At 63.8% G+C, this 19938-nt stretch carries 20 protein-coding genes; 10 read left to right on the top strand and 10 right to left on the bottom strand.

Annotated features, from left to right (window positions below):
- Positions 1-144: 144 nt before the first annotated feature.
- Positions 145-1293, bottom strand: a complete 1149-nt coding sequence (locus tag ACSKT0_RS10325) for a helix-turn-helix domain-containing protein (protein WP_437773655.1) — start codon at positions 1291-1293, stop codon at positions 145-147.
- Between the two features lie 184 nt (positions 1294-1477).
- Here ACSKT0_RS10325 and ACSKT0_RS10320 point away from each other — a divergent pair, with 184 nt between their 5' ends.
- Genes ACSKT0_RS10320 through ACSKT0_RS10305 form a run of 4 tightly spaced genes read left to right on the top strand, consistent with a single transcriptional unit; the run spans position 1478 to position 6886 of the window.
- Entirely contained in the window at positions 1478-3001 is a 1524-nt protein-coding gene (locus ACSKT0_RS10320; protein WP_437773654.1) for an amino acid permease, read from the top strand.
- Positions 2998-4368 carry a M20 family metallo-hydrolase gene (locus ACSKT0_RS10315; RefSeq protein ID WP_437773653.1) on the top strand — a complete coding sequence of 457 codons (1371 nt, stop codon included), beginning with the start codon at positions 2998-3000 and terminating at the stop codon, positions 4366-4368. The genes ACSKT0_RS10320 and ACSKT0_RS10315 overlap by 4 nt, the downstream gene beginning before the upstream one ends.
- Entirely contained in the window at positions 4365-5177 is an 813-nt protein-coding gene (locus ACSKT0_RS10310; protein WP_437773652.1) for a nitrilase-related carbon-nitrogen hydrolase, read from the top strand. Before ACSKT0_RS10315 ends, ACSKT0_RS10310 begins: the two co-directional genes overlap by 4 nt.
- Positions 5178-5227: 50 nt before the next feature.
- Complete coding sequence (locus ACSKT0_RS10305) at positions 5228-6886, top strand: flavin monoamine oxidase family protein (protein WP_437774008.1); 1659 nt, start codon at positions 5228-5230, stop codon at positions 6884-6886.
- 129 nt (positions 6887-7015) lie between these two features.
- On the opposite strand, the gene ACSKT0_RS10300 is transcribed toward ACSKT0_RS10305, so the two are convergent.
- Positions 7016-7267, bottom strand: a complete 252-nt coding sequence (locus ACSKT0_RS10300; protein WP_437773651.1) for an FCD domain-containing protein — start codon at positions 7265-7267, stop codon at positions 7016-7018.
- 41 nt (positions 7268-7308) lie between these two features.
- Here ACSKT0_RS10300 and ACSKT0_RS10295 point away from each other — a divergent pair, with 41 nt between their 5' ends.
- Entirely contained in the window at positions 7309-7512 is a 204-nt protein-coding gene (locus tag ACSKT0_RS10295) for an amidase family protein (protein ID WP_437773650.1), read from the top strand.
- Positions 7509-8246: a 5-oxoprolinase subunit PxpA gene (locus ACSKT0_RS10290; protein ID WP_437773649.1), complete on the top strand. Its 738-nt coding sequence runs from the start codon at positions 7509-7511 to the stop codon at positions 8244-8246. Before ACSKT0_RS10295 ends, ACSKT0_RS10290 begins: the two co-directional genes overlap by 4 nt.
- A gap of 1206 nt (positions 8247-9452) precedes the next feature.
- On the opposite strand, the gene ACSKT0_RS10285 is transcribed toward ACSKT0_RS10290, so the two are convergent.
- Positions 9453-9758 carry a helix-turn-helix domain-containing protein gene (locus ACSKT0_RS10285; RefSeq protein WP_437773648.1) on the bottom strand — a complete coding sequence of 102 codons (306 nt, stop codon included), beginning with the start codon at positions 9756-9758 and terminating at the stop codon, positions 9453-9455.
- 26 nt (positions 9759-9784) lie between these two features.
- Here ACSKT0_RS10285 and ACSKT0_RS10280 point away from each other — a divergent pair, with 26 nt between their 5' ends.
- Positions 9785-9919, top strand: a complete 135-nt coding sequence (locus tag ACSKT0_RS10280) for a hypothetical protein (protein WP_437773647.1) — start codon at positions 9785-9787, stop codon at positions 9917-9919.
- A 91-nt stretch (positions 9920-10010) separates the two neighbouring features.
- Here ACSKT0_RS10280 and ACSKT0_RS10275 read toward each other — a convergent pair whose 3' ends face one another.
- From ACSKT0_RS10275 to ACSKT0_RS10245, 7 genes are all read right to left on the bottom strand, one after another.
- Entirely contained in the window at positions 10011-10208 is a 198-nt protein-coding gene (locus ACSKT0_RS10275; RefSeq protein WP_437773646.1) for a hypothetical protein, read from the bottom strand.
- 51 nt (positions 10209-10259) lie between these two features.
- Positions 10260-10469 carry a hypothetical protein gene (locus ACSKT0_RS10270; RefSeq protein ID WP_437773645.1) on the bottom strand — a complete coding sequence of 70 codons (210 nt, stop codon included), beginning with the start codon at positions 10467-10469 and terminating at the stop codon, positions 10260-10262.
- Positions 10470-10581: 112 nt separating this feature from the next.
- Positions 10582-11484: an aldose 1-epimerase family protein gene (locus ACSKT0_RS10265; RefSeq protein WP_437773644.1), complete on the bottom strand. Its 903-nt coding sequence runs from the start codon at positions 11482-11484 to the stop codon at positions 10582-10584.
- Entirely contained in the window at positions 11481-13001 is a 1521-nt protein-coding gene (araA, locus tag ACSKT0_RS10260; protein WP_437773643.1) for an L-arabinose isomerase, read from the bottom strand. Before araA ends, ACSKT0_RS10265 begins: the two co-directional genes overlap by 4 nt.
- Positions 13002-13052: 51 nt before the next feature.
- Complete coding sequence (locus tag ACSKT0_RS10255) at positions 13053-13757, bottom strand: L-ribulose-5-phosphate 4-epimerase (protein WP_437773642.1); 705 nt, start codon at positions 13755-13757, stop codon at positions 13053-13055.
- The gene (araB, locus tag ACSKT0_RS10250) at positions 13754-15493 is read right to left on the bottom strand and encodes a ribulokinase (protein ID WP_437773641.1); all 1740 of its coding nucleotides are present in this window, start codon (positions 15491-15493) and stop codon (positions 13754-13756) included. Before araB ends, ACSKT0_RS10255 begins: the two co-directional genes overlap by 4 nt.
- A 119-nt stretch (positions 15494-15612) precedes the next feature.
- Positions 15613-16623: a LacI family DNA-binding transcriptional regulator gene (locus ACSKT0_RS10245; protein ID WP_437773640.1), complete on the bottom strand. Its 1011-nt coding sequence runs from the start codon at positions 16621-16623 to the stop codon at positions 15613-15615.
- Between the two features lie 298 nt (positions 16624-16921).
- On the opposite strand from ACSKT0_RS10245, the gene ACSKT0_RS10240 reads away from it, so the two are divergent.
- From ACSKT0_RS10240 to ACSKT0_RS10230, 3 genes are all read left to right on the top strand, one after another.
- On the top strand, positions 16922-17224 hold the full coding sequence (locus tag ACSKT0_RS10240) for a hypothetical protein (protein WP_437773639.1): 303 nt from the start codon (positions 16922-16924) through the stop codon (positions 17222-17224).
- Positions 17225-17701: 477 nt separating this feature from the next.
- Positions 17702-18214, top strand: coding sequence for a flavin reductase family protein (locus ACSKT0_RS10235; protein WP_437773638.1), 513 nt, complete (start codon positions 17702-17704; stop codon positions 18212-18214).
- A 490-nt stretch (positions 18215-18704) separates the two neighbouring features.
- Entirely contained in the window at positions 18705-19937 is a 1233-nt protein-coding gene (locus ACSKT0_RS10230) for an acyl-CoA dehydrogenase family protein (protein ID WP_437773637.1), read from the top strand.
- Position 19938: the final 1 nt, after the last annotated feature.

Genomic DNA, 19938 nt, shown 5'->3' with positions numbered 1-19938 from the left:
ATGTGACCGCCACGGTGCTGACAGCACGCTGGACTTGCCCAGAGAAGAAGGCTCAAAGCCACACAAGAGTGTGTGGCTTTGAGCCGTCTCCACGCCGCGGCTTCGTGATGCCAGCACGGAATAACGGCTCCTGAACCTGCAACCCTATCCCCCGATGGCAAGCAGCGCCAACGCACTGTCCCGTGGTTTTTGAAGGTCAAGGCCCGTGTAACCTTCAAATGCCGCCAGCCTGTTCACAACGGTATTCCGGTGGCAGGCGAGTCGGTCTGCCGTCGCTACGAGGCTCCCGAGCTCCAGGAATGCTCGCGCCGCTTCCAGGAGGCGTTCCCGCTCCGCGTCGCTGCATCGACCAAGCGCCGAAAAGACCAGGTTTTCAGGGTTACAGCCCACTTGCGAGAGTCGGTGTGCCGTGATGGACAGCCAACGGTCCCTCAGCGTAAAGACCCCCTTGCTGCCCATGGGCAGGTCTTTCATGATTTCCCGGGCGGCGCTGACAGCTGTGCGCACTTCTTCTATCCCGTTGGCGTGCGGTGCCACTGCGACGGCCACATCGTCGAACAGTGCGGCCTCCTGGTAACTCAGCTTTTCGTTGGAGTCCATCGCTCGGGGCCGGATGACAAGTGTGTGGTGCCCTTGGTCATAGGTCAGCACAGGAAAGTCCCGCGTCGGACGCGCCCGGACCCGCCTCCTGATCAGCAGACCGTCGTTCCGATCAATGGCCGCTACAAGGAACATCGCACGAGGGTTAATGCGGAGGGCACCGGCTATTCGTGACAGATCAGCTGAGGACGGCTCGGCCGGCGCCAACAATTGGGTCAGATACTGCTGTTGAAGATCAGCATCGGCGCCCTCAATTTCCTCCAACTCCCTCAAATACCGCTCTTGGACGCTGGACGCGAAGCGGTCGACGGTCGCCCACACGACTTCCGCCTTCCTTACCAACAACGCGGGGTCTGCGCGCAGCTCCGGTGCGGACAAAGCATCCCAGAGTACCGAGAAATCAAGGCGAATCGCCCGGACCAGGCTGTCCAGCGGAACGCCCTGACGTGCCCTCCGGGCACCAAGTTCGGAGGCAAAGACCGAAAGCGCGCCAATATCCTCGGCACGCCCGCCGAGAGCCGCGAGCATGGCAGAGAAGGAGTTGAAACTGCTGCGACGCAGGTCCTCAAGCGTGAGGCCGGAATCGGCGTAGGCGGGATCGGGAAGAATCCGGGTCAGGAAATTCTCGACGAGGCCAGGGAGCTGCCTGCCCACGGCATCGACCAAAGTCAGCCACTGCTCATCGTCCGTCATGTCGCCCCTCCCACAGCATCTCCATACATCCTCGCGGAACCGGACGCCACGGCCCATGTACGTTCGTACATTTTTTGCATGCTTTTACGTTCGCCCCTGTCATGGGCAATCATCCATCGCCTTGGGACGATCGAAATCAGCTGCTCCTGTGGCAGCCCAACACTTTCACCGGCCAGGAGTTTCCATGACCACCATTGATCCAGTCGAGGAGCGGACAACGGCTGTCCGCCCCGACGAGCAATCCGGCTACAAGAAGGGCCTTTCCAACCGCCAGGTCCAAATGATCGGCATCGGCGGCGCCATCGGCACGGGACTCTTCCTCGGCGCCGGCGGACGCCTGGCCTCAGCCGGGCCCATACTCCCCGTTGTCTACGCGATCTGCGGAGTGTTCGCCTTCTTCATCCTCCGCGCTCTCGGCGAGCTGGTCCTTCACCGCCCGTCATCAGGCTCCTTCGTCTCGTACGCTCGGGAGTTCTATGGCGAAAAGGCAGCTTACATCTCCGGGTGGGTGTACTCACTGTCGTGGGCGCTCACCGCGATCGTGGACATTACCGCCGTCGCCGTTTACTTGAACTACTGGACCGCCTTCAGCAGCGTCCCGCAATGGATCCTCGCGCTGGCGGCCCTGCTCGTGGTCACCGGCGTCAACCTCATTTCCGTGAAGCTGTTTGGTGAACTGGAATTCTGGTTCGCCATCATCAAGGTTGGCGCGCTCGTGGCGTTCCTCCTGGTGGGCGGCATCTTCCTCGCCGGCAATTTCCCGGTCGCCGGGCATCAACCCGGGCTCTCCCTGATCACCGACCACGGCGGCCTGCTGCCCAACGGGCTCCTGCCCGCGGTCATCATCGTGCAGGGCATTGTGTTCGCTTACGCCGGCATCGACATGATCGGCGTGGCCGCCGGCGAAACAAAGGACCCCCGGAAGATCATGCCCAAGGCGGTCAACGCGGTCATCTTCCGGATTGCCATCTTCTACGTGGGCTCCACTGCCCTGCTGGCGATGCTGCTTCCGTATAGCTCCTATAAGGCGGGCGAATCACCGTTCGTAACCTTCTTCGCCAGTATCGGCGTGCCCGGTGCCGGCGACGTGATGAACTTCGTGGTCCTCACCGCCGCGCTATCCAGCCTCAACGCCGGGCTCTACTCCACCGGGCGGATCTACCGCTCCATGGCCCAGACCGGGACGGCACCCCAATTCATGAAACGGATGAGCCGCGGCGGGGTGCCCTACGGCGGAATCCTCTTCACCGCTGCCTTCACTCTGCTCGGCGTGGGGCTCAACGCAGTTGTTCCAAAGATGGCGTTCGAAATCACCATAAACGCCACCGCGCTGGCCATCCTCTGCACTTGGGCAACCATCATTTTGTGCCAACTGAAACTGTACAAACTGTCCAAAGCGGGACTGATGCCGCGGCCAGCCTTCCGGCTCTTCGGTGCGCCTTGGACCTCCTACCTGACCTTGGCGTTCCTCGCAGCGGTGCTGGTCCTGATGCTGTTTGATTTCCCGATCGGCACGTACACGGTCGCTTCCCTGGCAATCATCATCCCGGCCCTGATGGCCGGCTGGTACTCCGTGCGAAAGCGCGTCAACGAACTTGCCAGGACCCGGCCGCCGACCAACGCCATCCCGGTAGCGCAGGCCACAGCCCAGGAATCACCGGCCCAGTCTTCCACCACGCGGTTCAACAACGAGGAGCACACACCATGACCACCTCAGCAACGCGTCCCTCCAACGCCCTGACCCAAAAACCGGCCGACATCAGCCGGGCAGCGACCGATGACGCTGCGTCCTTCCTCCGCGACTTCCGCAGCCTCTCGACCATCGGCGAAACACCCGGCCACGGCGTGGACCGTCAAGCCGGCACTGCGGCGGACGCACAGGCACGTGCCTGGTTCACCTCCCTCGCCTCCCAGTACGGGTTCCGCACGGAAACGGACCAAGTTGGAAACCTCTTCGCTCTGATCGAATGGAACCCTGGCGCACCCTACGTCCTCGTGGGCTCGCACCTGGACAGCCAGCCGACCGCCGGGAAGTACGACGGCGCGTACGGCGTCGCCGCGGCCCTTCACGCTGCCCGCAGGCTGGCCGACCGCGCAGCCTCGAAATCGCCCGACGACGGCACCCCGCCAGCGGTTCCCAAGTACAACCTTGCCGTCGTTGACTGGTTCAACGAGGAAGGGTGCCGCTTCGCCCCGTCCATGATGGGAAGTTCCGTCTACACCGGAAAGCTCCGCGCCGACGTCGCGCTGTCCATTACAGATACCGCGGGTACCAGCGTGCGCGAAGCCCTTACCGAAATCGGGCACCTAGGAACTGGCGATGGGCCCGCTGCCGCCGCCTATGCGGAGATCCACATTGAACAGGGCCGGTCGATGGAGGACTCCGGCACCACGATCGGCCTGGTCCACGCCTGCTGGGCCGCTGCGAAATACACCGTTACGGTCCACGGCGAGCAGGCACACACGGGTTCAACCGTCATCGCCGACCGCAAGGACGCCCTGCTGGGAGCGTCGCGCCTAGTGGTTTTGCTTCGGGAAATCGCGGACCACTTCAGCGGTGCCGTGCTGCACACCTCCGTGGGTCAGTTGACGGTGTATCCGAACTCGCCCGTTGTGGTGCCGTCCCGGGTGGACCTCGTGATGGACTTGCGGACCGCCGATGAGGGCGTCCTGGCCACTGCCAAGGCCCTGCTCCGCGCCGGTATCGCCAGCATCGAGACGGAGGCCAACGTCAGCATTGAGGTCGAGGAGTCCCACGCCTGGGGCATCAACCCCTACCAACCCGAGGGTGTGGCCTTGGCCGCCGAATGCGCAGCCGAACTGGGCCTCAGCAACCGCCAGGTGTTCACGCTTGCCGGGCACGACTCAATCAATATGAAGGATGTCGTCCCAACGGTCATGCTGTTCGTCCCCAGCGTGGACGGCATCTCCCACAATGAGCGCGAATACACGAACGACGACGATGCCTGCGCTGGCGTGGACATGCTGACTCGCGTCGTTGAGAGGCTCTGCGACGGAGACCTCGACGATGCCGCGTCACCGGAACCCGGCTTCCGGCTGGTGGGCACCACGTGACCGGCCGGATCAAGGTGGCCGTCCTGCAAGCCACCGGTCTGGTCAACTCACCGCAGCAAAACCTGAACAGGCTTGCTGCCCGGGCGCAGGAAGCAAAGGCACTGGGCGCGGACCTTCTGGTAACTCCCGAACTATTCATCAGCGGTTACGCTCCCGGCCTCGTCCACGGCACCGACGGGACAGCCCAGCGGCGGCAGATCGCCGACATCGCCCTATCCGCGGGCCTGGCGATCGTGGGCTCCACAGTCGAACACGACCAGAAGCGGCGCTATATCTCGGCGTCCTTCTTTGACCGCGACGGTGCTGAACTGACCCGCTACCGCAAGCAGCACCTCTTCGGGGCAGTCGAGAAGGAAGCGTTCGACGCCGGGGAGGAGCCCCCCGCCGTCGTCCGCTTCGACGGAGTCAACGTTTCCCTCGGAATCTGCTTCGACATCGAGTTTCCCGAGTTCGCGCGTGCCGCGGCCGTCGCGGGAGCGGAACTGCTCTGCATTCCGACGGCGGTCCCCTTGCGTGAAGGCGGCCAGTCCGACGCACACCCGTTCGACACACGGCTGATTCCGGCGATGGTGGTCCCCACCCGAGCCCTCGAAAGCCAGCTGTTCATTGCGTACGCCAACCACACCGGCCCACACTTCGCCGGCCTGAGCACTATCGCCGATCCGTACGGGCGGCACCTTGCGGCCGCCCGTGACGATGCCGCGCTCATCTTCGCGGACATTGCCGTGTCCAGCCTTCGCCAGGCCCGGCTGGACACCGACTACCTCTCCCCGTTCATCAACAGCGCAGCCAGCGCCCACCCCCAATAAGGACCCACGTGACCATCGCAGCCACCAGCACGCCGACTGCAAAACTGAGCATGCTCATCCCGGATTTCCCGTTTCCCTATGATGACTACATCACCCATGAAGCCGGAATCGGTTCCGTTCCGGCCGACATGTACGGCACCGAAGTGGCCGTTGTGGGCGCCGGGCTGTCAGGGCTCGTCGCAGCCTACGAACTCATGAAAATGGGACTCAAGCCGGTTGTGTACGAGTCCTCAAGGATCGGAGGACGCCTCCGCGGAGGCACCCAGCCGGGCAAGTCCGGACCGGTGGCGGACCTGGGCGGGATGCGCTTCCCAAAGACCGGCACCTCGTTCTTCCACTACGCGGATCTTGTTGGCATCGAAACCCAGCCGTTCCCCAACCCACTGACGCCTGCTGCCGGAAGCACCGTGATCGAACTTGGCGGCACGGCCCACTATGCCGAGACCTCCGACGATCTGCCTGGGTTCTTCCGGGACGTGTCCAGCGCGTGGGACGACTGCCTGGAGGAACGCGCCCACTTTGGCGCCATGCAGGAAGCCATCCGCACCAGGGACCTCGCCACCATCAAGAGGGTTTGGAACGAATTGGTTCCCCGCTTCGACGACATCTCCTTCTCCGGTTATCTGGCCACGTCAAAGGCGTTCGCGTCCCTCCCGTTTGAATACCGGGAAGCCTTCGGCCAGGTCGGGTTCGGAACGGGCGGCTGGGACACCAACTTCCCGGACAGCATCCTGGAGATCCTCCGCGTCGTGTACGTGGATGCCGACGCGGACCAACACCGGATCATCGGCGGGGCGCAGCTCCTGCCGGAACGTCTCTGGAACCATGCCCCCTCCGACCTGGCACACTGGCCAGAAGGCACAAGCCTCGCATCCCTTCACGGCGGGCACCCGCGGCCCGGGGTCGCGTCCATCCGGCGCCTTCCTGGCAGTGGGGGCGCCGCTGCAGCGGTCGAGGGCCCCATCGCCGTCACGGACAAGTGGGGACAGTCGCGGGAGTATCCGGCGGTCATTGCGACGTGCCAGAGCTGGCTGCTCTCGGCACGCATCGACGTCGACGAGTCGCTCTTCAGCCACAAGCTCTGGACGGCGATCGAGCGTAGCCACTACATGCAGTCCTCCAAGACGTTCGTAGTGGTCGACAGGCCGTTCTGGAAGGACATCGACCCACAGACCGGCCGCCAGCTCATGAGTACCACGCTCACAGACCGGCTCACGCGCGGCACCTACCTGCTGGACAACGGCCCGGACCAGCCCGCCCTGATCTGCTTGTCCTACACCTGGAACGACGACGCCCTGAAGTGGTTGCCGCTGGATGCCGACGAGCGAGTCCGGCTAATGCTGCACTCCCTGAAGCAGATCTATCCCACCGTGGACATCGCCTCGCACATCATCGGGGATCCAATCACGGTCTCCTGGGAAGACGACCCCAACTTCATGGGTGCCTTCAGTGACAACCTCCCAGGGCATTACCGCTACCAGGAACGGCTCTACACGCACTTCATGCAGGAAGGAATGGACCCGGTCCACCGCGGCATCTATCTGGCCGGCGACGGCATCTCCTGGACCGGCGGCTGGGCCGACGGAGCCGTGACTACGGGCCTCAATGCCGTGTGGGGCGTCATGACGCAGCTGGGCGGCAAGACCAATCCGGAGAATCCGGGCCCGGGCGACCGCTTCGACGAACTCAAACCCATTCGGCTTCCCTGACCTCCCCGGGACAGGCTGTTCATCGGCCCGACTCACGCATCGGCCGTATGGGGCCCCGTCTTAAAGGGGCTCCACGCGGCCGTGCCCATGCCAATGGGTAGCACCGGATGAACGGCCCGCTCCGGGCGGTTATTCGGCGCGGGGCCTTGACGCTGCCAGGCGGCTCGAATCGGGCAATGTTGCCACGAAAACGTCCGTCGCGCTGATGTCCGCCAGTGCCTTGCGCCGGGTGTCGTCGAGGTATCCGACGTGGTTTTGGAATGCCGCGCGGGCGGCTTCCGGGTCCTGGTCTGCTATTGCATGGTAGATGACCGTGTGTTGCGCCCATACGGCTTCGCGGTCCAGTAGATCGACGAACACGGTGTTGGTGGCCGGCCGCATTAGATGCACTGACATCATGGCGAGTTCGAGAATCTGGTTCTTTGCGGCCCTGCACCGTCATCGCATCCCAGCTATTGTTCCCCGCCATCACCGTTCCCGCCGGATTCACCAGCGCCGGACTGCCCGTCGGACTGGAAATCATGGCGCTGCCCTACTCCGAACCGCAACTGCTCGGACTGGCACACGGTGTCGAGAAGGCCACCGCCGCACGCAAGGCACCCAGCCTGTCCCAGGTAACAGCGTGAAAGGCAAGACCTCGATCCCGCAGCTGACACTCAACTCGGACATGGGCGAGTCCTACGGAATCCACTCCTTCGGAAACGACGAAGCCCTCCTGCCCCTCGTCGACTCCATCAACGTCGCCTGCGGCATGCACGCCGGAGACCCCGGCACCATGAACCGCATCGTCACCGCGGCCGCCGCAGCCGGTGTCCGAATCGGCGCCCACCCCGGCTTCCCGGACCCCGTCGGCTTCGGCCGGCGAGAAATGGCCCTGCGGAATGACGAAGTCCGGGACCTCGTCCGGTACCAGGTCGGTGCATTGTGGGGATTCCTTGACTCCGCAGGCGTACCCCTGAACCACATCAAGCCGCACGGAGCGCTGTTCGCCATGCTCTCCAGAAGCGAGGAACTCATGGACGCCCTCTGCGACGTCGCTGAGCAATTCAACGTGTCGGTCTACGGACTCCCGGGAACCTGCCACGAAACAATCGCGGCACGCCGAGGAATCCCCTTCATCGGCGAACTTTACGTCGACCTTGACTACAACTCCGACGGCACCGTCATCGTCAACCGCTCAAGCCATGAAACCGGGATTACACAAGCCGTTCAACGCACCCACAGATACCTGGAGGAGGGAACGATAGCTTCGGTGACGGGTGAAACCGTCACCGTCAGGGCGGACACCATCTGCATCCACTCCGACCAGGCAAATTCCATCGAACTGGCAACCGCAGTCCGGGACGTCCTCAACACCTGATCCGCGCCCACCAAGCCCGGCAAAGCCGGCGCCTGCCAAACCCAGGCGCCCGGCTTTGCCGTATCAAGAACCCGTTTCACTCCCAATCAGAGAATGAACGACAATTTCCCCTCCCCGAGTCCGCAGGACCATAATCTGGGCCACCCATACTGCCGCTAGTCTCGTTCCGCGAAGGGTTCGACGTTGGCGGGTCCAGCTCAATCACGTCGCCGAGCGCGCCGTCGATTCGAGCGAGAGAGTTTCTCCGTCCAGGGCCAGGTCCGCGGCTTTGACGGTGTCGTCGAACTACTCGGGCCAGCTCGCGCCTACGTTTGCGGCGGAAACGTTTGGCGTTGGCCGGCCGATCCAGCACGTCCTGGCCTTGACCAGCCACGTCGTGGTACATGGTTGTCATGCCCAGGACCTCGCAGAGTTCGTGATTCTCGAAACCAAGCACGGAGCAATCCCACGGGAGGTCCAGACCCGCCCGACGGACGACCATGAGCGCACCGGAAGGCCACCTAGTCAGAGGCGATGAAAGCCGCCGCGGTCGGGGCGCAGGCCGCAACCAGCCCGGCCGTGCACTGAGGCCACATACGTCCAATACTCAGGAGCGGACCGCCACTGGCGCTTCCATAAAATCAGACTTAAGCGTGGACACTGTCCACACCTCCTTTGGCAGGACAAGCGGACAGCCAGAGCACGCCCTTACAACCAGGAACAGCTCTCCAAGAAACTTCCGAGCCAAATTCGGTTTCATCATGTCGTACTCCGGACCATGAACCATGAACGGGTGTTGGCCATCCACGACCAACCAGAGCGAACCGGAACGAGGAACCGCATAACCCCACCCCAGAGCAGGCGGAGGGTCCACCAGCCAGGACCCTGAACCCGCAACCCACACATCTGAATAGGCCACCGCGGCGGCCAGGCCAAAGCCCGCCAACCTAGCGTCAGAGGGACCTGACCACAAGCTTTGTACACACGTTAAAGCAAAAACCCCCTCTGACGAGGGGGAATGCTGTGCCCGAGGTGGGACTCGAACCGCATTCCGGGCCCCGGAAACACAGGGAACTCCCGAAAACATAGTCAATCCGGGCCAGTCCGGCCGTTGTACGGCCCAGTCCGAAGCGAAACGTGTTGACACCGTCAACACTTCCTTTTTGCCCCTATCGAACCCGCTCCCCGACGAAACCAAGGGGTGCATGAGTGGTCCCGGTTGTTGGGTCAGGCGATCTGGATCCCTTCGTCGCCGAGTTCAACCTCGACACGAAGCCGGCCACCAACTGCTACGACGTATTTCTGCGGCGTGGCGACCTGGGCAGGATGGATGTCACCGTGCTCGATGCGGGACACCCTGTTCTGGCTGACGTGCAGCCGTGCAGCCAGCTCGACCTGCGTCAACTCCGATGCCTCCCGGAGTTCCCGAAGCCGGTACGCCCGGACTTCATCGAGCAGGTGCTTCTTATGTCCCTCGACCGCAGCGCGGTCGACAGGCCGCTTCGCCAAGATATCCTCAATAGTCTTAGCCATCACGATCCTCCTTTCAGAATCCTCAGATGATCATCGAACAGATCATCCGCAAGCGGGATGTTCGTTTTGTACCACTTGCTCCAGTTACCTGCTTTGTCGCCCGCAACGAGCAAAATCGCATGCCGCTCCGGGTCGAAGGCGCTTCCACCGACGTGTGCTGAACAGGCTTGCAAGTTTGATTCCATCTCCGTCCTCACGACGTCCTCTGCATCTTCCCGCAACCCGATATCGATAGGCGGTCCCAAGGTCTACTCAGTCGATGACGCGGATATCGTATCCGTCGCCGGGCGTGATGAGTTGCCTGCCGTGGTTCCCGTCGAAGCGCAGCCACATCACCGAAGAATCTACCGTGGCATGTTCCACTTCTGCGATGCGGACGCGTCTGCCGTCCTGTATCAGTTCGATGGTGCGTCCCACCAGCAGTAGCCAGTCGTTGATGTCCGAGGGCATGTGTTCTCTTTCCTTCCTTGCGGTTCGAATCGAGCCTGAACTGCACGGGAGTCAGCGACAATGTTCACGAGTTAGTCCGAACGGAACCTGGTCGGAGAGTTCGGCCGTATATTGGCCTGGCTGATGGCGCGTGATGAGGATCCCGCATGTCCTTGATCGCATGGCGGCTTCTTTTAGGTCCTGCACGGCGGCTTCGAGCCGATCGTCGAGAGCGTGTCGGCTCTTCACCCGGATTTCGATGCATTCGGTGGGGGTGAACATGGGGGCCTTTCTTCTTGATGTGCTCAGTTCTTTGGACGGCGCTGACGCGGCTGAGTCATGCCAGTTGCGATCGGGCCCCGGTCGACCCAAGATGTTGCCGGCGCTCCTGATGTCACACAGCGAAAATGCTCCACTGTGCCTCGTGCACTGAGCGTGGTTCCAGCCGGACCAAGTCCTGGCCGCTGTTGAAGGCGTCCGGCGGGCATGTCATGGGTTCAACAGCGAGCCCGAGCCGGTTGGGCAGGGGTGCGGGCTTGTCCGCGGTGTGGATCTGCAACCAGGGGCTGTTCCGGTCCCACGACATGCCGACGCCCGTTCCAGAGGGGTCGCGGACCACAATCCGGGCCGTCCCGTCGTCGTCGAACGCGATGTCCGTAAAGGCGTGGTCAATTTTCGTCGCACCGATGGTGCGCGGTGTGCGGAAGTCGAATTCGTGCCCGGCCACGGCGCGCGTGCCCAGGGGCAGCAACCTGTCCGCGGTGACCTCCATGAAGGATTCGGCGGGAAGCTCAAGCGTCCACTCGTCCAGCGGGGCGGGCCCCGCCAACAGGTAGGGGTGCGGGCAGACCCCGTAGGGCGCTGTCCTTTCGCCCAGGTTTCGGGCCGTCACCGTAGTGTGTAGTCCGCCGGCATCCAGCCGGTAGTCCAGCTGCAGCGAGAGCCGGAACGGATATCCGGGGCTGTCGCCAAGTTCGCAGCCCAGGCTAAGGGTAACGGCGCTGCCGGCTTGAAGTGTCCAGAGCTGGTCGAAGGCGAGTCCGTGCAGTGCGGTCCTTCTCGAGGCTTCGTTGAGCGGTAGATGCAGGACCGCGCCGTCGTGCCGGTAGCTTCCATCCGCGATCCGGTTGGGCCAGGGCGCGGCGATGATGCCCCGGTAGTCCGGGATGGGCGCCGCGGCGTCGAACGGGACCACGAGGTCCCGCGCTTGGAACGTGAGTTGCCGCAGGGCACCGCCTCGTTGGACGACTGAGGCGGTGTAGTCCCCTGAGACCAGCCGGAATTCCTCGCCGTTCACAGTCCGCCGGCGAGTTTGTAGTAGACGGCGTTCCAGGCGAGTTCCTTCTTGAACTGCCGGATGGTGGTGCCTTCATCGATGGTGAGCAATTCGGTCCGGGCGATTTCGGCGAAGTCCTCGAACACGTCCATGCCCACCTGCGTGGAGAGGAGGGTGTGGTGCGCGGCACCGGCGGTGAGCCACGCGGCGGCGGAGGTGGCGAAGTCGGGCTTGGGCGACCACAGGGCACGGGCGACCGGGAGGTTGGGCAGCGGTTCGTCGAGGTCCACGACGTCGACGGCGTTCGCCACGAGGCGGAACCGGTCGCGCATGTCCGAGAGCGCGACGACGATGCCGGGCCCTGAGTCGGTGTCGAAGACCATGCGGACGGGGTCTTCCTTGCCGCCGATGCCCAGCGGGTGGATCTCCACGCGCGGCTTGGTGGCGGTCAGGGAGGGGCAGACCTCGAGCATGTGCGCGCCGAGGATCTTCTCCTGCCCCGGGGTCAAGTGGTAGGTGTAGTCCTCCATGAGGGAGGCGCCTCCGGGCAGTCCGGCGCCCATGACCTTGGCGGCCCGGACCAGGATCGCGGTCTTCCAGTCGCCCTCGGCACCGAAGCCGTAGCCGTCGGCCATGAGCCGCTGCACGGCCATGCCGGGAAGCTGGCGCAGCGCTCCCAGATCCTCGAACGACGTCGTGAACGCGGCCGAGCCGTTCGCCTCCAGGAAGGACCGCAGACCGAGTTCGATGCGGGCGCTGTAGCGCAGCGAGTCGTGCCGGGCACCGCTGGCGCGCAGTTCCGGTGCCACCTCGTAGAGACGCTCGTACTCGGCGACGAGGGCGCCGACGTCGGACTCCGGCGCGCCGTGGACGGCGTCGGCGAGTTCGTTGACGGACCAGGTGTTGACCGAGACGCCGAAGCGCAGCTCGGCTTCGGTCTTGTCCCCTTCGGTGACGGCGACGTTGCGCATGTTGTCACCGAAACGCGTCAGCTTCAGGGACCTGACGGCGGCCCAGCCGGCGGCGGCGCGCTGCCACGCTCCCACCTGGCGGGTGACCTCGGGGTTGGAGACGTGCCCGACGACGGTCTTCCGCGGCACGCCGAGGCGGGACTGGATGTACCCGAATTCGCGGTCGCCGTGGGCTGCCTGGTTCAGGTTCATGAAATCGAAGTCGATGTCCGCCCACGGCAGGGCCACGTTCGCCTGGGTGTGCAGGTGCAGGAGGGGCTTGCGGAGCAGGTCCAGTCCCTGGATCCACATCTTGGCCGGGCTGAAGGTGTGCATCCAGGCCGTCACGCCAATCACGGCATCATCGGAGTTCGCCTCGAGCGCGGTGCGGCGGATGGCGTCCGACTCCGTGAGTACCGGCTTCCAGACGATCTTGACCGGAACATAGGAGGACGCATTCAGGGCGGCGGCGATCTCCTGGGACTGCGCGGCCACCTGCTTGAGGACGTCCTCGCCGTAGAGGTGCTGGCTGCCAGTGAGGAACCAGACTTCATAGTGTTCGAGGGAGGTGTTGTGGGCGTTGGGCATGGGTATCTCCTTGAGAAGTTCGTGGGTGCCGCGGGTCAGCGGCAGGCCGTGTTACCGGCCGTAGACGTTCTGGTAGCGGTCGTAGAGGGATTCGATCTGGCCCGCGTCGATGGGCAACGGTTCACCGAGCTGGCGGGAAATGTGGACCGTCTTGGCTACTTCTTCGCGCATGACGGCGGCCTTGACGGCGGAACGGGCGTCCTTGCCGATGGTGAACGGGCCGTGATTCTGCATCAGGACCGCCGGTGAATGGGAAGCCCGGAGCGTTTCCACGATGCCGCGGCCGATCGAATCGTCTCCGATCAGCGCGAACGGGCCCACCGGAATGGTGCCGCCGAATTCGTCGCCCATCATGGTCAGCACGCACGGGATCGGCTCCCCGCGCGCGGCCCAGGCCGTCGCGTAGGTCGAGTGCGTATGGACCACTCCGCCGACGTCGGGCATGTTCCGGTAGACATAGGCGTGGGCGGCGGTGTCCGACGACGGCGAGAGCTCCGGGTTGCCCCACTCCACGATTTCCTGACCGGTGCAGATTGCTTTGACCGGAGTGCCGTAGAGATCAGTGACCACCATGAGGTCGGGCGCGAGCTCGTCGTAGGAAACCCCCGAGGGTTTGATGACCATCAAGTCATGCCCCGGGACGCGGGCCGAGACATTGCCCGCGGTCCAGACCACCAGCTCATAACGGGTCAGTTCGGCATGTAGCGCGCACACCTCGGCCCGGATCCGGGCAATGGCGTCCAGCAACGCGCTCATGCGGAAACCCCTGCCGTGAGTGCTGGTTCCGAAGTAAGGGGTCCAACGGCGTTCCGCTGGATCTTCTTGAGCCGGTGCATGACCTCGTTCGCTCCCCTGCCGAAGTAATCGTGCAGGGTCCGGTATTCGCGGAACAGTTCCTCATAGGCGGCGACGTTTACCGGGATAGGCGTGTGGACGGCGCCGGGCTCGGATCCCATGGCGGCCGCGGCTTCCCGGATGTCCGGATACTCCCCGGCGGCGACCGCGGCGTGGATGGCCGAACCCAGCGCGGGACCCTGGGTGGAGCCGATGGTGGAGAGCGGCAGCCCCGTGATGTCGGCGTAGATCTGCATCAGCAGCTTGTTCTTGAGCAGTCCTCCGGCCACGATGAATTCCTTCACCGGCACCCCGGAGTCGCGGAAGGCATCCACAATGGTGCGGGTGCCGAAGGCCGTGGCCTCCAGGAGCGCCCGGTAGATGTCCTCCGGGCGCGTTGCCAGCGTCTGGCCCACGATCACGCCGGACAGTTCGTGGTCCACCAGGACGGACCGGTTCCCCGAGTGCCAATCCAGGGCGATGAGCCCGTGTTCACCGATTCCCTGTCGGGAGGCCAGTTCGGTGAGGTACTCGTGGATCCCCAGGCCGAGTCCACCGGCGGCTTCGTGGTATTCGGGCGGGACCCCGTACCGGGTGAACCAGCCGAAGATGTCGCCGACCCCGGACTGGCCTGCTTCGTAACCCCAGAGACCGTCCACGATCCCGCCGTCGACCACTCCGCACATGCCCGGCACCTCGCGCAGGACATCCGCGTTCATGACGTGGCAGGTGGAGGTGCCCATGATCGCGACGAGCTGCCCCGGTTCCACGGCCCGGGCCGCGGGCGCGGTGACGTGGGCGTCCACATTCCCGACCGCAACGGCGATGCCCGCGCGCAGTCCGGTCCAGGCGGCGGCTTCGGCCGTGAGGTATCCGGCGGCGTTGCCCAGCCGGCCGATCGTGCGGGCCAGTTTGGTGCCCACGAAATCCGTGAAGTCCGGGTTCAGGGCGGCCAGGAACTCCTCGGACGGGTAGGCGCCGTCCTGGTAGATGCCCTTGTACCCTGCGGTGCAGGCGTTCCGCACGTAGTTTCCGCACAGCTGCCAGACGATCCAGTCGGCGGCCTCCACCCAGTGGTCCATCGCCGCGTACGCTTCCGGGTCCTCCTCAAGGAACTGGAGCCCTTTGGCGAATTCCCATTCAGAGGAAATCAGCCCGCCGTAGCGCGGCAGCCACGTCTCGCCACGCTCGGCGGCCAGTGCATTGATGCGGTCCGCCTGCCCCTGGGCCGCGTGGTGGCGCCATAGCTTCACATAGGCGTGCGGCCGGTTGGCGAAACCGGGGAGTTCGCTCAGCGGCGTGCCGTCGGCCTTCACCGGCACCACCGTGCACGCCGTGAAGTCAGTGGCGATTCCGACGACGGCGGCCGGATCGATCCCGGCGTCGCGCACCGCGGCGGGAACCGCGCGACGCAACACCTCCCGGTAGTCCTCCGGCACTTGCAGCGCCCAGTCCCCCGGAAGCCGGACAGCCGGTCCAGCAGGCGCGCCGGCCAGATCGGGCGGCAACGCCTCCGTAATGACCGCATGGGGGTAGTCGAATACGCCGCTTCCCATTTCCTTGCCGTCGCTGACCCGCACCACGACGGCCCTGCCGGAAAGCGTGCCGTAATCCACGCCGATGACGTAATGTTCCTTGCCGTCCCCTGTGACGCCCATGAAAATCCTCCAATAACCAGTCCGCAGCCTTGCGGACTCGTTCAATTGTGAGCGCTAACAATTCGCACGTCAAGGTATGTGCGTCAAGGGCCGGCCGGCCCATACGAATCAAAAGGCGATCAGGCGGGGGCAGACGTACTTTGGCGAACCACCAACTCGGGCTCCACGACGGTGGTGCCGACGCTTTCCCCGTCTTCGATGCCGCCCAGCATGAGGTCCATGCAGCGCCGCCCGAGTTCTTCGAAGTCCTGGCGCACCGTGGTCAGCGGCGGCGTGAAGTAGCCGGATTCGGGTTGGTCGTCGAAACCCACCACCGAAACGTCCTCGGGCACGCGGACCCCCGCCTCGCTGAAGGCGCGCAACAGGCCCAGGGCCATCTGGTCATTTCCCACAAAGAGCGCGGTGGCCGTTCTTTCATCGGCGAGTTTCCTGCCGATGTCGTAGCCGCTGCCGGCACTCCAGTCCCCCACCACCAGCAGATCATCCTCAAGGCCCGCGGCCCGCAACGCCGCGCTCCACCCTTCGGCCCTGGCCACTCCGTCGATCCAGTCCTGCGGGCCGGCCACGTGTCCGATCCGGTGATGTCCTTGATCAAGCAGATGCCGGACGGCCAGTTCCGCGCCGCGCTTCTGGTCCACCATCGCTCCGCCGACGGACGCGTCGCCCAGCGATCCCACAGCCACCACAGGAACCCCGGCCTTCACTTCCGCCAACGCCAGCAGAGTCTCGGAATGCGGCACAATCACCACGATCCCGTCCACGGACTGGTCCAGGAAACGCCGGACCGCATCAAGAATCGCCTCGCGATTGACCGTCCTCAAGGCCGCGATGCTGACGAAGTAGCCCGCATCCCTGGCCGCTTGTTCGACCCCGAGGAGCGTGTTCGCCGGGCCGTATTGCGCCAGCTCACTCGCCAGGACGCCGATGGTCTGGGAGCGACGGGTCACCAGGCTCCGCGCAGCAGTATTGCGCCGGTAACCCAGCTCGGCAATGGCCGCCTCGACACGCTCACGCGTGCCCTTGCTGACATTGGGGTGGTCATTGATCACCCGGGACACGGTCTGGTGCGAGACCCCCGCCCGTTCCGCAACGTCCTCAAGCCGTGGCAAGCGCCCGTTGCTTTTTGTCATGGAGCTATTCTGCGCGACTCAGGGCACAACCACGCAACTCACGACGCGGGAGGAGGTCTATTGACCAAACGCGGCTAAGAGAAGAGCCTTACCGTCTGGACGAGCCGCACTTGAGGACGCGGGGCGAATAGATTCTTCCGGCCACTCCGCCCGGCGTTGCAAAACGACAGGAAATCCTCGTGACGGCGTTGGCCGTCTTCGCCAAAGAGGGCTACCGTGGCACATCACTGCACACGGTTGCCCAGCTGTACAACATCGGCTTGGACGGCACGATGCACTACTTCGAGTCGAAGACCACATGCTGGTGGAGATCCTGCGCATGCGCGATAACCGGGACCAGGTCGAGTCGTCGCTAATCGACCGGCAACGCTGGTTTATCGAAGTATTGCAACGGAACAGTGGCGAGCCTGGACTAATCCGGCTGTACGTGACCACGGCCGCCAAAGCCGCCGATCCAGATCACGCGGCAGCTAAATTTTTCGGAACACGGTTTGAGGTCTTGAGCTCCGAGATCGCCAACAAGCTGCCCTCGGAGGTCAGTGAACCGACTCACGACGACGCGCTAGGGCCTGCGCTCAAGCCAAACTTGTCATCGCCATAGTTGACGGCCTGCAACAGCAGTGGATCGTGAATCACGACATCGACATTGGCCACTCAGTGGCGACATTCTTTGGAACAGTTGAACTCCAAAGGGCCCAGCGCTACGCGTCGCCCGGCCAGCAGGCGACCCCGTGAACATAGCATCTGAACGCAGGCCTTCGTGCCTGACCTAGCGGCGCGACGGGCTGGGCCCTCTCTCGCTTTCATCGGACAACAATGCCGCCAGAATTAGTGCGGTTTGAGTCTGAGCGGCCCGGGAGATTGCCCGCCTGCCCAGAATCGCCTCAATCCGTTTGATCCGGTGGGCAATTCGTGACCCCTTAAAGTTCTGCCGTCCGCCCTTGTGCGTGGCGCACACGTGGTCCCAACAACATTGGGGGCGGAGCCCGGTGACCCCATAGGACCCAATCCGTAAGTTGGATCACATAAACATCGTCCGGAGAATTCGACGACCATTTCAAGGAATAGGCGGCGCATCATGAACAGCATCACAGCATTCGCTCCAGCACCACCGGAGGTTACCGGGGCACTCCTTCGCCAGACCACTGGACGCTTCGCAACCGGAATCACCGTCATAACCGTGCCGACGGCAGACGGCACCCATCACGGCATGACTGCCAACGGTTTCGTCTCAGTTTCACTCGAGCCGCCGCTGGTCTTGGTTTCCTTGGGTAACCACACCCGGACCAAGGGGCTGGTTGCCGAAGGGTCAAGGCTGGGCATCAGTGTCCTGGCAGAGCATCAGAAGGACGTCGCCCTGCATTTCTCCGGGAAGCCGCAGCCAGCGGAGCCGGCGCTTGTGGAGGTCGACGGCGTTGCAGCAGTTGATTCCGCCATCGCCAGGATGAACTGCACAGTGATCCAGCAACACGTTGCCGGAGACCACACCCTCGTGGTGGCCCGCGTCGATTCTGCCTCCTACTCCGCCGGAGACCCTTTGGTCTTCAACCAGGGCCGCATGATCGCGCTGGGCCAGGGAGTGGCTGCATGACCCAGCTTCGCCAGGCCGGCAATGAATACTTGACGAGCCTGCGGGACGACCGGGAAATCTGGCTCCCGGGGAGGGCGTCGACGACGTGACAACACAACCGCATTCCGCAACGCCGCCAGGTCGATGGCACGCCTAGGGTCGCAGATAAATCCGGGCGCATCGCATCCATGGACGAACTGGAATATATTTTCGGCCAGCCGGTCCACCTGAAAATGCCTACCAAGGAAGGAACCACCGTCGCTACGAACATAGCCAACGAAATTTCCACAGCCCGGACACTGATTAAAAAGTCATTGGAGACGACAGTCGTTGGCAGCCCAATTGGGAAAACGCACAACACAGTCGCGTTCACCCCAACTGTGCGCAGCGCATAAGGCACCGGCAAGTGTTGTCCGCCCAAGCCAGTGACCTGGATCATCCTGGCTTCGAGAATGGAAACTGAATTGCCGAATATTCAAGGCACCCCAAGGCATCGAAAGCGGGCACCACCATGACTACTACGGAAACTGAAGTTCACCCGGAAACAACAACGGATTCCATAAGCATCACCGCGCGCATCCTGGCTGACATCCGGCTTATGGAGCCGGCACTCGTGGCACGAATTCCCGAATTTGATGAGCAGCGCCGCATCCCGGCCGACGTCATCGCGGACCTGAAGCGGATCGGCGTCTTCGACGTCCTGACACCGCGCAGCCACGGCGGCCTCCAGCTCGGACTCGTGAGCAGCGTGCTGGTGCTTGAGGAACTGGCGCGCATCGATGCGTCCCTGGCCTGGGCCACGATGATCGGGATGGAAAGCCCCCAGATCCTGGCCCTCCTTCCGAGGGACACCTACGACGAACTGTTCCTCGCCGACGAACGCCCGCTGTTCGGCGGCACCTTCCTCCCGGCCGGCAAGGCACAAAAAGTCGACGGCGGCTACCGGGTCTCCGGCCGTTGGGGTTTCGCGTCCGGCTGCCAGAACTGGGACCTCGTGTTCGGCAACTGCATCGTCATCGACGAAAACGGCGACACGTTGCCGGGTAGGCTGCCGGGAACGCCCCGGACCCGGGCCATGGTGATGCCGGCCTACGCCGTCACCATCGAAGACACCTGGAAGACGCTCGGCATGCGCGGATCAGGCAGCCATCACTTCCATGCCGAAGACATCTTTGTTCCGGACAACTTCGCCTTCGACATCCTTTTCGACCGGCCAAACGTGGACGGCGTGGGTAAATTCCCCATCGCCGAATTCAACACGCACATCACCGCGATTATCCTCGGCACCGCACGCGGCGCGCTCGAGGAGTTCCGCGAAACGGCCAAGACCAAGCAGCGTATGGGAAGCAAGGTGACGGCGGCAAAGAACCCCGTCGTCCAGGACCGCGTGGGACGCATCGAAGCGGGGCTGCGCGCCGCGCGTTCCTACCTCCTTGAGGAAGGCCGCTGGCTGGCCGAACTCGACGGCACCGAGGACTTCGAGGACATCACCATCGAACACACCGGCCCGCTGAACGCCTGGGTCACCAAGACCTCCGTGGAAGCAGTGGACGCGGTCTGGGCATTGTCCGGGGCATCGAACGCCTACGAAGGTTCCACCATCCAGCGCCGCCTTCGCGACATCAGCGTCTCACGCCAGCACGCCGCCGTGACAGACACCGCCTTCACCCGCCTGGGCGCGGCGATGTTCAACGAAACCCACGAAGTATCCCAACAAACCCAGACCGCACCACAAAAGGCATAAG

The organism is Arthrobacter sp. KNU40 (genome assembly GCF_051515115.1).
Lineage (GTDB): Bacteria > Actinomycetota > Actinomycetes > Actinomycetales > Micrococcaceae > Arthrobacter.
This window is presented reverse-complemented; position numbering and strand designations above follow the sequence as displayed.